Here is a 12,477-nt window from a genome sequence, read left to right on the forward strand (position 1 = left end):
GCGGAGACTATATTGCCTTATGGCAAATCAGCGCCGCGATCCCGACCAACGACCTTCGCCTGAGGCCTTGCTGGAGACAGCAAGGCGCGAGGAAGATGCCGCCGGGCGGCTGAAGATCTTCGTCGGCGCCGCCCCCGGCGTCGGCAAGACTTATGAGATGCTGCAGAGCGCCCATGCCAGGCGCAAGGCGGGTGTCGATGTTGTGGTCGGTGTCGTCGAGACTCACGGCCGCGCGGAGACCGAGGCGCTGCTCACGGGTCTTGAAATCATTCCCCGGCGCCGGATCGATCACAAGGGTCAGGTCCTCGAGGAAATGGACCTCGATGCGCTGATCGCGCGGCGCCCGCAGATCGCATTGGTCGATGAACTCGCCCATACCAATGCGCCGGGCAGCCGCCATCCCAAGCGTTATCTCGACGTCGCGGAATTATTGGCCGCAGGGATCGACGTCTACACGGCAGTCAATATCCAGCACATCGAAAGCCTGAATGATGTGGTCGCCCAAATCACTCATGTGCGGGTGCGCGAGACCGTGCCGGATTCGGTGTTCGATCGTGCAGACGCCATCGAGCTGATCGACCTCACCCCGGACGATCTGATCCAGCGCCTGAAGGAAGGCAAGGTCTACGTTCCCAAACAGGCCGAGCGCGCGCTGGAGCATTATTTCTCGCCTGGCAATCTCACGGCGTTGCGCGAGCTGGCGTTGCGCCGCACGGCCGACCGGGTCGATGAGCAATTGCTCACGCATATGCAGGCCAATGCCATTGCCGGCCCGTGGGCTGCCGGCGAACGCATTCTGGTCTGTATCAGTGAGGACCCGCGCTCAGCCGGGCTGGTGCGCTACACCAAGCGTCTCGCGGATCGGCTTCACGCGCCGTGGACGGCGGTCAGCATCGAGACGCGACGCAGCCTTCAACTCACCGAAGAACAGCGCGACCGGCTGGCCGATACGCTGCGGCTTGCCGAGGCACTTGGCGCCGAAGCGCTAACGATTCCGGGCGCAGGCCGGCGCATCGCCGACGATCTGCTCGGTTATGCCCATGCCAACAACGTCACCCAGATCGTGATTGGCAAGGCATCGCGGTCATGGTGGTTCGAGCTGGTGCGCGGTTCGGTGGTCCATGATCTCGTCCGGCGCGCCGGCAATATCAGCGTGCATGTCATCGCCGGCGATGCGTTGCCGACGGAGCCGGCTGCGAAACGTGCACAGATGACCGATCGCGTCGAGCCGTTCGATGCAAAGCCCTATATTGCGGCGCTGGCGGTCGTGGCGGTGGCTCTTGGAGCCGCAACGCTGCTGCGTCCGATCTTCGGGATCGAGAATGTCGATCTGATGTTTCTCACCGCCGTGGTCGGCGTCGCCGTGCGCTTTGGTCTTTGGCCATCGCTGCTGGCAAGCGTCGTGGCATCGCTGAGCTATAATTTTTTCTTCCTGCCGCCGGTCTATACGCTCACCATCACCGATCCGACCAATGTGGCGGCCTTCTTCTTCTTCATGCTGATCGCCATTCTCGTGTCCAATGTCGCGGCGCGGGTGCGCACCCAGGCCGTCTCGGCCTTCGGCCGCGTGCGCACAACCGAGTCGCTCTATGCGTTCAGCCGCAAACTCGCGGGTACGGCGGCGCTTGACGACGTGCTGTGGGCGAGCGCGTATCAGATCGCATTGATGCTGAAGGTGCGGGTTGTGTTGCTGTTGCCGGAGCAGGGTGTGATCACCGTCAAGGCCGGATATCCGCCTGAGGACGAATTGGACAAGGCGGATCTGGCCGCTGCCAACTGGGCCTGGAGCAATGATCGCCCGGCGGGGCGTGGGTCCGATACGTTACCCGGCGCGAAGCGGCTGTTTCTTCCCATGCGCACCGGCCGTGGGCCGATCGGCGTGATCGGCATCGACGATGACCGTACGGGTCCGCTGCTGACGCCGGACCAGCGCCGGTTGCTGGATGCACTTGTGGACCAGAGCGCACTCGCCATCGAGCGCGTGCAGCTCGTCGAAGACATGGACCGTGCCGAGCGCAACGTCGAATCCGATCGACTGCGTCAGGCGCTGCTGACCTCGATCTCGCATGATCTGAAGACGCCGCTGGCCTCCGTGCTTGGCGCGGCCTCCACACTGCGCGATCTGTCGCCGAAGCTCAGCGAGGCCGAGAAGGCCGATCTGCTCGGCACGGTGATCGACGAATCCGAGCGGCTGAACCGTTTCATCGCTAATCTGCTGGATATGACCAAACTGGAGTCCGGTGCCGTGGTGCCGAATGCAACGCTGCAGGATCTCGCGGAGATCGTCGGCAGCGCGCTGCGCCGGGCCGGCAAGATCCTCAGCAGGCATCGCGTCGCGCTCGATCTGGCGCCGAACCTGCCCATGCTGGAGCTTGATGCGGTATTGTTCGAGCAGGTGCTGTTCAATCTGCTCGACAATGCCGCGAAATATGCCCCGGATGACACCACCATCACGATCAGGGCCATGCGCGATGCGGACTCAGTCTCGCTGCAGGTGACGGACGAGGGGACGGGCATTCCACCCGCCGATCTTGAGCATGTGTTTGATAAATTCTACCGCGCCAACAAGGGCGATCACGTCAGGGCGGGTACCGGTCTCGGCCTTGCGATCTCCCGGGGCTTTGTTGAGGCAATGCATGGCACCATTTCGGCCACCAATCGCGCCGACCGATCAGGCGCCGTGCTGACCATCCGCCTTCCGATCCCGCCGGCCTCCGAAGCTCTGGACACCGCCGCATGAACACCGCCGCCATCAAGGTCCTGATCATCGATGATGAGCCGCCGATCCGCAAATTGCTGCGCATGGGCCTCAGCACCCAGGGCTATGACATCCTTGAGGCCAGCAACGGCAAGATCGCGCTGGAGAAACTGGTGGAGAAACCCGCTTTGATCATCCTCGATCTGGGCCTGCCGGACATCCAGGGCCACGATCTGCTGCAGATGATTCGCGCCCGTGACGACAGCGTGCCGATCGTGGTGCTGTCCAGCCGCGGCGATGAAGCCGGCAAGGTGCAGGCGCTCGATCTCGGTGCCGACGACTATCTCACCAAGCCGTTCGGCATGGATGAGCTGCTGGCGCGCATGCGGGCTGCGCTCAGGCATCAGCTACAGGTTCATGGCGAGCGGCCGGTATTCCGCTCCGGGGAATTGTCGGTCGATCTGGTGCGCCGCATCGTCAAGGTGGGTGACCGTGAGGTGAAACTGTCACCAAAGGAATATGAGTTGCTGCGGGTCCTGGTGCAGCATGCCGGCAAGGTGCTGACCCATCGGTTTCTGCTGAAGGAATTGTGGGACGAGCTCACCGACGCACAATATCTGCGCGTTTATGTCCGCCAGCTGCGTCAAAAGATCGAGCTCGATCCGGAGCGCCCGCAATTCGTCCTGACCGAAACGGGTATCGGCTACCGGCTGCGCGCCGGAGAATAGCTAACGACAAACCCGTCAAACAGCAGGTTATTTGGTCTGCCGGGCGACCGATGCCGGTGCGTTGTAGTCCAGCAGCCGGATCGCCTCGTCGGCGGCGTCCACCATCTCCGACATCAGCTTGCGCGTTCGCTCGAAATCCGCAGCCGACATGCTGCGAAACAGCATATCGTTCACCGGACGCTGAACGGGTGCCAATTCATTGAGCAGCGCGCGCGCTTTCGGCGTGATGGTCAGAATGACGCGGCGGCGATCTTCCTCATCGGTCTCTTTTTCAACAAGGCCGTTTGATACCAGCTTGTTGATCTCGATCGTAATGAACGCGCCGCTGAAGTGCAGGTGCTCGGCGACCTGATTGACGCCGATCTTCTCATCCGTGCCGCTCAAATGAGCAATGGCGATCAGCACTGTGTATTGCGTGCCGGACAGGCCGATCACTGCGCCGAGTTGCCCGCGCACAGCCTGAAGCCGCGCCGAAAACGCCAATGTGTCATGGACAAATTGGCGGAAAGCCCGATCCGATCCGTCGACCATCAATTGTGGCCGCGAAATCGTCGGTTCTACCTTCATTTTACGTGATTTGCTCTTAATCGCCATCAGGTCCCCGCACACCTATGAGTCGTATAGCGGCGGCGTTACGCACAAACAAGTTGGAACCAGTGCGTTTTGATAGCAGGCCAGCCATGCTTGACAGCGCGCGCTTTCGTTCGATAATATAGCTTTGTTATAAAGCTAATGCGCGTCGTTCAGGTTTCGCGATCAGGAGATGACCATGGGCGCCACTGCGGACGTGGATCCCCGCGCCTTCCGACAGGCGCTCGGACAGTTTGCCACCGGCGTCGCCGTGATCACGGCTGAAGCGGCCGATGGCCAGGCGATCGGCTTGACCATGAGTTCGTTCAACTCGGTCTCGGTGGACCCGCCGCTGATCCTGTTCTCGATCGACCGCAAGGCCTTCAGCCTCAAGGCGATGACCGAGGCCAAAGGCTATGCCGTGAATATCCTCGGCCGCGATCAGGAGCATCTGTCGAACAAGTTCGCCAGGGCGCTCGGCGACAAGTGGGCGGCGGTCGAGCATACGCTGGGCCATGAGGCGGCGCCCCTTATCGCCGGCGCGCTCGCGCACTTCGAATGCGCGCCATACGCGCAATATGACGGCGGGGACCATGTGATCTTCGTCGGTCGGGTGGTGAAGTTCACCGCCTATCCGGCCAACGAGCCGCTGGTCTTCTTTCGCGGGGCCTATCGCAGCCTTGCAAGTACCGAGCGCAGCCCGGAATGGCCGCTGCCGATGCACTACTGAAATAACGCACCTGAAATGCTACCCATGACCGAAAGTGACCGAGGCAACCCATGATCAAGACCGGCGAACAGCACATCGCGAGCCTACGCGACGGCCGTGAAATCTATCTCGATGGCGAGCTGGTGGATGACGTGACCACCCATCCGGCGTTCCGGGGCGCGGTGGCTTCTATCGGACGGATGTTCGATTTCCAGAGCGCGCCGGAAAATCGCGAGCTGATGACTTTCGAGACCGAAACCGGCACCCGCGCCAACCGGATCTGGGAACTGCCCGGCAGCTATGATGCGTTGGTCAATCGTCGTCGTGGGCTGGAAGCCTGGACCGAGCTGCATGCTGGCTTCATGGGCCGCGCGCCCGATCACGTCGCTTCCTGCGTCGCAGGTATGTATATGGGCGTCGAGGTCTTCGAGGCCTACAACAAGGATCGCGCGAAGGCGCTAGCGGATTACTATCGCTACGCCCGCGACAACGACCTCTACCTCACTTACGTGATCATCAACCCCCAGGCCGACCGTTCCAAGAGCGCGGCCGAGCAGGCCGATCCATTCCTGTCGGCGGGCGTGGTGTCGCGCGATGCCGAGGGCCTGACGATCCGCGGTGCCAAGATGCTGGCGACTGGCGGCATCATGGCCAATGAGGTGTTCGTCACCTGTATCCAGCCGCTGCAGCCCGGCGACGAGAAATACGCGGTGTCTTTCGCGATCCCGATGAACACCAAGGGTCTGAAGGTCCTGTCGCGCAAGTCCTATGAAGCCGCGTCGCCATCGGTGTTCGACAATCCGCTGTCCAGCCGCTTCGATGAAAACGATGCTGTGCTCTATTTCGACGACGTGAAGGTGCCTTGGGATCGCGTATTCATCGTCGATGACATCGCGATGTGCCAGAAGCAGTTCCACGCCACCCCGGCCCATGTGTATCAGAATTATCAGGCGATGATCCGGCTCTCGGTGAAGCTGCGTTTCCTGATCGGGATCGCGCATCGGACCGCTGAAACCAACGGCATCGCCGGCTTCCCGCAGGTCAGGGAAATGCTAGGCCAGCTCGCAGCCGAAGTGTCGATGGTCGAAGCCTTCGTCGTCGCAATGGAGACCAAGGGCACCCAGCGGGGCGCTTATTATGTGCCAGACCGGGCGATGCTGTATTCGGCACAAGTCCTTACCCAGCAGCTCTATTCCAAGGTCATCAACACGCTGCGCGAACTCGCCGGCGGCGGAATGATCATGCTGCCGTCCTCGGTGAAGGACTTCGGCAATCCGGAACTGGCACGCCTGATCGGCAAGACCCAGCAATCCCCGGCGGCCAGCGCGACCGAGAAGGTCAAGTTCTACAAGCTGGCCTGGGATGCGGTCGGCTCCGAATTCGCCTCGCGGCACTCGCAATACGAGATGTTCTTCGCCGGTGCGACCTTCGTCACGAAGGGCCACGCCTTCCGCACCTATGACTGGATGAAGTCGGCGGCATTGCTCGACAAGATGCTGTCCAGCTATGACCTTGCCGATGAAGTCTCCACCTCAATGGCGCCGGCTGCCTCGCCGCGCGCTGTTGCTTGATCTGTCCCTTCAGGAAAGCTGACCATGGCCATCAATAAGCTTCACGATGAGTTCCGCACCGTCGATATGTCTTCGGGATGGGAGACGCCCGCGGGCTATCCGGCAGGCATCCAGCAGAAGATCCTGTCGGGTGCACTCGATGAGGTGAACAAGCGGGGCAGCCGCACCCGCCTGCTGCGCTTCGAGCCCGGTGTTTACACTACCGAGCCATTCGTGCACGAATATTGGGAAGAAGTGTTCCTGTTCACCGGCGACCTGATCGTCGGCAATGACAAGCAGGGCAATGGCGGCGAAAGCTTCAAGCCGAACACCTATGCTTGCCGTCCACCCGGCGCCTATCACGGCCCGTTCAAGTCGGTCGGCGGCTGCGTGTTGATGGAGATTCACTATTTCGACCCAGCCTGAGACCGCGCCGCGGCGCCTGATCGTCGGCATCACCGGAGCATCGGGCACCATTTATGGTGTCCGGCTGCTGCGGTTGCTGCAGGCGACCGACGTCGAAACGCATCTCGTGCTGAGTCGGTCAGCGAAGATCACGCTGACCCAGGAACTGGACCTTGCGATATCCGATGTCACCGCTCTCGCCAATGTGGTGCATCAGGCCGACAATATTGGCGCGACAATCGCCAGCGGATCGTTCAGGACGATGGGCATGGTGATCGCGCCATGTTCCATGCGCAGCCTAGGGGAAATCGCCACCGGCATTACGTCGTCGTTGGTGACGCGCGCAGCCGACGTTGTCCTCAAGGAGCGCCGGCGGCTAGTCCTGATGGCGCGCGAGGCGCCGCTGCATCTCGGTCATCTCAGGTCGATGGCAGCGGTGACCGAAATCGGCGCCATAGTCTATCCGCCGGTGCCGGCATTCTATGCTCGGCCCAGCAGCCTTGAGCAAATGGTCGATCAGACGCTTGGACGGGTGCTCGACCTGTTCGGCATCCAGACCGGCGTGGTGAGCCGCTGGGAAGGCCTCAATCCCGCCAAAACCCGAGATATCCCATGAGCGCGGCATTGTCGGCGTCACCAGATACGGTTGCGTGGCGACAATGACCGATGACAGCCCGCCCACCGCAAGCGAAAGCTGGGCCTTTGCCCTCAAGCTCTATGCGGAACCGGGCGTACCGGAAGCCTGCCTGAAACTTCAGGCTGAGGCCGGCGTCGATGTGATGCTGCTGCTCGTCGCGACGTTTGCGGTGGCGCAGCAGGGTATTCATCTCACTCCTTCCGACATCGAGAATATGGATCGTACCTGCCGTCCCTGGCGCGAACAGATCGTGCACCCCCTCCGCACGATCCGAACCGCGTTGAAGTTGGGGCCGGCGCCCGCGCCATCGGTCGCCAGCGAACAGTTGCGCGCACAGATCAAGGCTGGAGAACTCGCCGCCGAGTCGCTGGAGAATGATCTGCTCGTCGCATGGCTGGGGCAGTATGCCTCACAACAGCGCAGATCGACGCGTGACGAGGTGAGTAACGTCCTCCACCATGTCGTTCGTCATGCGCTGGGCAAGGAACATCATCACCGGATCGATGGGCTGTCGCCCGCGATCGGGGCGATCCTCTCAGCCACTGATAAATTACTGCAATGATGCAGTGCACGCATCGAAATTAATCAGTCCGTGCCTAGGGAGCGTGCTTGACTAGCTTTGGTACTTAGCTATCTTTCTTCGCAATTATGTGATCAGGCGAAAACGAGAAAAAGACCGACATGCCGCATCCGCAGATCCTCGACACACGATTCCGTTCGGCATTGGCGCGCTTGGCCAAGAACGATCGCATCATGACATTCGAGCGACCCGCCGATCCGCATCTGGAGATCGCAGCGGTTCTGAAGAAGCATGACGGACGTCAGACGCTGTTGTTTCCGTCGGTCAAGGGTTACGACGTTCCGCTGATCGGAAACCTGCTGAGCTCGAAGGAGAATTGCGAGGCCGCGTTCGGCCTCGATTTCAACGGCATTCGCGGTCTCGTGCAGCGCGCGATGGGCGGTCCGTTGCCGCCGGAAGTCGTCTCCAGCGCGCCGTCTCAGGAAGTCGTGCTGAAGACTGGTTTTGATATTACAAAGTTACTGCCAGCGCTGTTCCATGCGCCGGGCGATGCGGGGCGCTACATCACCGCCGGTATTGTGATCGTAAAGGACCCGGAGACCGGCATTTACAATGCGTCCTATCATCGGCTGCAGCTATTGGGCCCGGATCGGGTCGCCATTAAACTCGATTTCGGCCGCCATCTTCGCCTCGCATTCGAGCGCGCCAAGGCGCGCGGCACGTCACTGCCGGTAGCGGTCTGCATTGGCACCGATCTCGCGCTCCACTTCACAGCCGCGACGATGGGTTCGCAGATGCCCGAAACGGCGGACGAACTTGCGGTGGCCGGCGGTCTCGCAGGTAAGCCGCTGACGGTGGTGAAGGCTGTGTCGCAGGACATGATCGTGCCGGCCGAATGCGAATTCGTGCTGGAAGGTGAAATCTCGATCGACGACGTCGCGCCGGAAGGTCCGTTCGGTGAATTCGTTGGCTTCGCCGCGCCGGCTGCGGATGCGCCGGTACTGAAGGTAACGGCTGTCACCCATCGCCTGCGGCCGATCTATCACGTCATCAACGGCTTCGGCCGCGAAACCATCATCCTCCGCAAATACGTGCTCGAAGCCAGCCTGCTCAAGGTGCTGCAGTCGGCGATCCCGATCGTCACCGACGTCGAGATGACGTCGGGCGGACTGCATCGTTTCCATGCGGTCATTCAAGTGAAGAAGCAGAGCCGCCAGCATAACGGTCTGCAGCGCAATGCGATGATGGCCGCCTTCGGTGCGCTGAAGGATCTCGATCTGATTACCATGGTCGATCACGACATCGATATTCGCGATCCCATTGATGTCGAATACGCTGTCGCGACGCGCATGGAAGCGTCCAGCGATCTCATTCTGATTCCCGGCGCGCGGGGCCATGAATATGTGCGTGTCAGCAAGGAAGGCATTCGCACCAAGCTCGGCATAGACGCCACGGTGCCGTTCGAAGATCAGGACAAGTTCCGGCGCGTTGAGTTCGCGAAGACCGATATCGAACTCAGCCATTTTGCTGCGGGTGAAGACAAGGCGACCCAGGCACTCGGGCTCGTGGGAACGAACATTGCATAAGTAGTTGAAGCCCTCTCGACATTTTCTCAATCACTAGGAAAAACCGATGAAGCGACTTCTCGTAGCGGCCCTGCTGATGGGTACCGGATTGAGTGCCACCACTGCCTCGGCGCAGGAGTGGCCGACGAAGCCGATCAAGCTCGTTGTGCCCTATGCTCCGGGGGGCTACACCGATGCGGTCGGGCGCATCACCGCGCGTTTCCTGGAGAAGGAACTCGGTCAGACAGTGATCGTCGACAATCGCGCCGGTGCCGGCGGCATCGTTGGCTCCGATCTCGTGTCGAAGTCCCCGGGCGATGGTTACACACTGTGCGTCTGCAGCGTGGGTGCGATCTCGATCGCGCCGGTCGCGCAGACCACCTCCTATGATCCGGTCAAGAGCTTCAAGCCGATCAGTGTCGTCAGCACCATTCCGCAGACTGTGATCGTCAATCCGTCGCTTCCAATCAACTCGATGGAAGATCTGGTCAAATATGCCAAGGCCAATCCCGGCAAGCTGACCTATGGCTCCAGCGGCGCCGGCGGTCTGATGTACTTCTCCGTCGCCCTCTTCGATGCCCGCGTTGGCACCAAGATGACCCATGTGCCATTCAAGGGCGGATCGCCGGCGACGGCCGCAGTGGTTGCGGGTGAGGTCAATCTGTCTTTCACCAACATGACCGACGCACTGCCGCAGATCGAAGCCAATACCGTGCGCGCACTTGCCGTGACGTCTGCAACACGCAGCGAATTCACGCCGAAGCTTCCAACGGTCGCCGAGACCGTATCGCCGGGCTATGCGGTGGAGTCGTGGAACGGCATCATGGCGCCGGCGTCGACACCGGATGCAATCGTTGAAAAGGTGTCGGCCGCCCTGAAGAAGATGGCTGCGGATCCCGAAGTGAAGAAGAACATGGCGGTCGCCGGTGCATCGACCGTGTTCACTACGCCGGCCGAATACACCGCGCAGATCACCAAGGAAGTCGAGCAGTGGCGCACGCTGCTCAAGGAAATCTCCGAGAAGAAGACCTGATCACCCGACATCGCGGGCGGCGGATTCATTGCATCGCTGCCTTCATCCGCCTCCGACGGCATAGGAGCCCGCCATGAAATCAATCGCGCAGCGTGGGAATTCGGACTTCTATTCGGGGCTGCTTCTGGTCGTCGTCGCCATCGTTGCTTTGCTCTATATCCGCACGCTGACGATCGGCTCCGTGCTCGACATGGGCCCGGGTTATTTTCCGCTTGGCCTAGCCCTGATCCTGCTCGGCATGGGTCTCGTCATGATCGTCAAGGGGGTGACGACGGAGGGCGTGTCGGTCGGTAGGCTGCATCTGCGGCCACTGTTTTTCGTTTTGTTGTCCTTCGTGGCGTTCGGTCTCCTGGTCGAACGCGCCGGTCTCGTGATCGCGATCCTGGTGCAGGTCGGTCTGTCTCATTTCGCCTCGCGCGAAACGACCTGGCTTGCCAGCGCGATTACTGGCGTCCTCCTGGCGATCGCCTCCTCGGTGGTCTTTGTCTGGCTTCTCAAGATTCCGGTGAGTGTGCTGCCATGATGGATATCTTCGCCGGCCTCGGCCACGGGTTTTCCATCGCCGCGACGCCGCTCAACTTGTTGTTCTGCCTCGTTGGCGCCGTTTGCGGTACGTTGATCGGCGTGCTGCCCGGCCTCGGTCCAGTGGCCACTATCTCGCTGCTGTTGCCGGCCACTTACGCGCTTGATCCGATTGGCGCCATCATCATGCTCGCCGGAATTTATTACGGCGCGCAATATGGCGGTTCGACTACGGCCATCCTGGTCAATATTCCAGGTGAGTCGACGTCGGTGGTCACAGCCATCGACGGTTACAAGATGGCGCAACAGGGCCGCGCCGGCGAGGCGCTGGCCATCGCCGCAATCGGTTCTTTCATCGCGGGATGTTTCGGAACTGTCGTGATTGCACTGCTCGGTCCGCCGCTTGCGCTGATGACGCAGAAGTTCGCCTCGCCGGACTACTTCTCGCTGATGGTGTTGGGTTTGGTGTCTGCGGTGGTGCTGGCCAACGGTTCGGCCTTCCGGGCCGTGGCGATGATCTTCCTCGGCCTGCTGCTCGGTATGGTGGGTATGGATATCAATACCGGCGAAGCACGAATGACGTTCGGGCTGATCGAGCTGTCTGATGGTATCAATTTCGTCGCGCTGGTGATGGGTTTGTTCGGCGTGGCCGAGGTGATCTCCAACCTCGAAAACGTCTCGACCCGCATCGTGAACCATTCGAAGATCAACAGTATCTGGCCGTCGTTTAAAGTGTTGCGCGGCGCCTGGGGGGCGGTGACTCGCGGTACGCTGCTGGGTACGCTGTTTGGAATCTTGCCCGGTGGCGGCGCCACCATCGCGTCGTTCTCGTCTTATGCGCTGGAGAAGCGCGTATCCAAAACGCCCGAGCGCTTCGGTAACGGCGCTATCGAGGGCGTTGCAGGGCCGGAGTCGGCCAATAACGCTGCGGCGCAAACGTCATTCGTTCCGCTATTGACCATGGGGATTCCGACCAGCGCGACCATGGCGCTGCTGGTCGGCGCGCTCACGCTGCACGGTATTGCGCCAGGGCCGACGATTATCTCGCGTCAGCCGGATCTGTTCTGGGGTCTGATCGCCAGCATGTTCCTGGGCAATGCGATGCTTGTGATCATCAATCTGCCGATGATCGGCATCTGGGTCCGGCTGCTCAACGTGCCGTATCGTATTCTCTATCTCGTCATTCTCGTGGTCTGCGCGATCGGGGTGTTCTCGGTCAATAATTCGAGCTTCGACATCTATATGACCGTGGGCTTTACGGCGCTGGGTTACATCCTGCGCAAGCTCGACGCAGAACCGGCGCCACTGCTGATGGGTTTCGTGCTCGGTCCGATGGTCGAAGAGAATTTCCGGCGCAGCCTGATCACGTCGCACGGGGATCCGATGGTGTTTCTGCAAAGGCCGATCAGCCTCACGTTGCTCCTGCTATCGGCTGCCCTGCTGATTTCGATCGTGATGCCGTCGATCAGCAAGCGCCGGGGCGAAGTATTCCAGGAATGAGATTGCTCTGTCCGCAATTTCGGCGGGCGAGATCAGGACG

General features: G+C 61.0%; 12 protein-coding genes. 11 read left to right on the forward strand and 1 reads right to left on the reverse strand.

Annotated elements, in window-relative coordinates; genetic code table 11:
• The first annotated feature begins 19 nt into the window (after positions 1 to 19).
• Positions 20 to 2,740 (forward strand): DUF4118 domain-containing protein, encoded by a 2,721-nt coding sequence (locus BLW80_RS10425; RefSeq protein WP_093757852.1) that lies wholly within the window; start codon positions 20 to 22, stop codon positions 2,738 to 2,740.
• Positions 2,737 to 3,426: a response regulator gene (locus BLW80_RS10430; RefSeq protein WP_093757853.1), complete on the forward strand. Its 690-nt coding sequence runs from the start codon at positions 2,737 to 2,739 to the stop codon at positions 3,424 to 3,426. Before BLW80_RS10425 ends, BLW80_RS10430 begins: the two co-directional genes overlap by 4 nt.
• A 27-nt stretch (positions 3,427 to 3,453) precedes the next feature.
• On the opposite strand, the gene BLW80_RS10435 is transcribed toward BLW80_RS10430, so the two are convergent.
• The gene (locus BLW80_RS10435) at positions 3,454 to 3,993 is read right to left on the reverse strand and encodes a MarR family winged helix-turn-helix transcriptional regulator (protein ID WP_158596735.1); all 540 of its coding nucleotides are present in this window, start codon (positions 3,991 to 3,993) and stop codon (positions 3,454 to 3,456) included.
• Between the two features lie 202 nt (positions 3,994 to 4,195).
• Here BLW80_RS10435 and BLW80_RS10440 point away from each other — a divergent pair, with 202 nt between their 5' ends.
• The 9 genes from BLW80_RS10440 to BLW80_RS10480 all read left to right on the forward strand — a co-directional run bounded on the left by BLW80_RS10440 (position 4,196) and on the right by BLW80_RS10480 (position 12,437).
• Positions 4,196 to 4,726: a flavin reductase family protein gene (locus BLW80_RS10440; protein ID WP_244528091.1), complete on the forward strand. Its 531-nt coding sequence runs from the start codon at positions 4,196 to 4,198 to the stop codon at positions 4,724 to 4,726.
• 50 nt (positions 4,727 to 4,776) lie between these two features.
• Positions 4,777 to 6,276: a 4-hydroxyphenylacetate 3-hydroxylase family protein gene (locus BLW80_RS10445; protein WP_093757854.1), complete on the forward strand. Its 1,500-nt coding sequence runs from the start codon at positions 4,777 to 4,779 to the stop codon at positions 6,274 to 6,276.
• A gap of 24 nt (positions 6,277 to 6,300) precedes the next feature.
• The gene (locus BLW80_RS10450; RefSeq protein WP_089266367.1) at positions 6,301 to 6,681 is read left to right on the forward strand and encodes a cupin domain-containing protein; all 381 of its coding nucleotides are present in this window, start codon (positions 6,301 to 6,303) and stop codon (positions 6,679 to 6,681) included.
• The gene (locus BLW80_RS10455) at positions 6,665 to 7,276 is read left to right on the forward strand and encodes a UbiX family flavin prenyltransferase (protein WP_093757855.1); all 612 of its coding nucleotides are present in this window, start codon (positions 6,665 to 6,667) and stop codon (positions 7,274 to 7,276) included. Before BLW80_RS10450 ends, BLW80_RS10455 begins: the two co-directional genes overlap by 17 nt.
• Before the next feature lie 43 nt (positions 7,277 to 7,319).
• Positions 7,320 to 7,859 carry a TIGR02444 family protein gene (locus BLW80_RS10460; protein ID WP_093757856.1) on the forward strand — a complete coding sequence of 180 codons (540 nt, stop codon included), beginning with the start codon at positions 7,320 to 7,322 and terminating at the stop codon, positions 7,857 to 7,859.
• Between the two features lie 119 nt (positions 7,860 to 7,978).
• Positions 7,979 to 9,403 (forward strand): UbiD family decarboxylase, encoded by a 1,425-nt coding sequence (locus tag BLW80_RS10465; protein ID WP_093757857.1) that lies wholly within the window; start codon positions 7,979 to 7,981, stop codon positions 9,401 to 9,403.
• Between the two features lie 46 nt (positions 9,404 to 9,449).
• The gene (locus tag BLW80_RS10470; protein ID WP_093757858.1) at positions 9,450 to 10,415 is read left to right on the forward strand and encodes a Bug family tripartite tricarboxylate transporter substrate binding protein; all 966 of its coding nucleotides are present in this window, start codon (positions 9,450 to 9,452) and stop codon (positions 10,413 to 10,415) included.
• A 73-nt stretch (positions 10,416 to 10,488) separates the two neighbouring features.
• Complete coding sequence (locus tag BLW80_RS10475; protein WP_093757859.1) at positions 10,489 to 10,938, forward strand: tripartite tricarboxylate transporter TctB family protein; 450 nt, start codon at positions 10,489 to 10,491, stop codon at positions 10,936 to 10,938.
• Positions 10,935 to 12,437, forward strand: coding sequence for a tripartite tricarboxylate transporter permease (locus tag BLW80_RS10480; protein ID WP_092140811.1), 1,503 nt, complete (start codon positions 10,935 to 10,937; stop codon positions 12,435 to 12,437). Before BLW80_RS10475 ends, BLW80_RS10480 begins: the two co-directional genes overlap by 4 nt.
• Positions 12,438 to 12,477: the final 40 nt, after the last annotated feature.

This window comes from Tardiphaga sp. OK245 (genome assembly GCF_900108575.1).
GTDB classification, from domain to species: Bacteria; Pseudomonadota; Alphaproteobacteria; order Rhizobiales; family Xanthobacteraceae; genus Tardiphaga; species Tardiphaga robiniae.

Coding starts and splice junctions, on each gene's coding strand:
- BLW80_RS10425 (WP_093757852.1), top strand. CDS start 20: ATGGCAAATCAGCGCCGCGATCCCGACCAACGACCTTCGCCTGAGGCC.
- BLW80_RS10430 (WP_093757853.1), top strand. CDS start 2,737: ATGAACACCGCCGCCATCAAGGTCCTGATCATCGATGATGAGCCGCCG.
- BLW80_RS10435 (WP_158596735.1), bottom strand. CDS start 3,993: ATGAAGGTAGAACCGACGATTTCGCGGCCACAATTGATGGTCGACGGA.
- BLW80_RS10440 (WP_244528091.1), top strand. CDS start 4,196: ATGGGCGCCACTGCGGACGTGGATCCCCGCGCCTTCCGACAGGCGCTC.
- BLW80_RS10445 (WP_093757854.1), top strand. CDS start 4,777: ATGATCAAGACCGGCGAACAGCACATCGCGAGCCTACGCGACGGCCGT.
- BLW80_RS10450 (WP_089266367.1), top strand. CDS start 6,301: ATGGCCATCAATAAGCTTCACGATGAGTTCCGCACCGTCGATATGTCT.
- BLW80_RS10460 (WP_093757856.1), top strand. CDS start 7,320: ATGACCGATGACAGCCCGCCCACCGCAAGCGAAAGCTGGGCCTTTGCC.
- BLW80_RS10465 (WP_093757857.1), top strand. CDS start 7,979: ATGCCGCATCCGCAGATCCTCGACACACGATTCCGTTCGGCATTGGCG.
- BLW80_RS10470 (WP_093757858.1), top strand. CDS start 9,450: ATGAAGCGACTTCTCGTAGCGGCCCTGCTGATGGGTACCGGATTGAGT.
- BLW80_RS10475 (WP_093757859.1), top strand. CDS start 10,489: ATGAAATCAATCGCGCAGCGTGGGAATTCGGACTTCTATTCGGGGCTG.
- BLW80_RS10480 (WP_092140811.1), top strand. CDS start 10,935: ATGATGGATATCTTCGCCGGCCTCGGCCACGGGTTTTCCATCGCCGCG.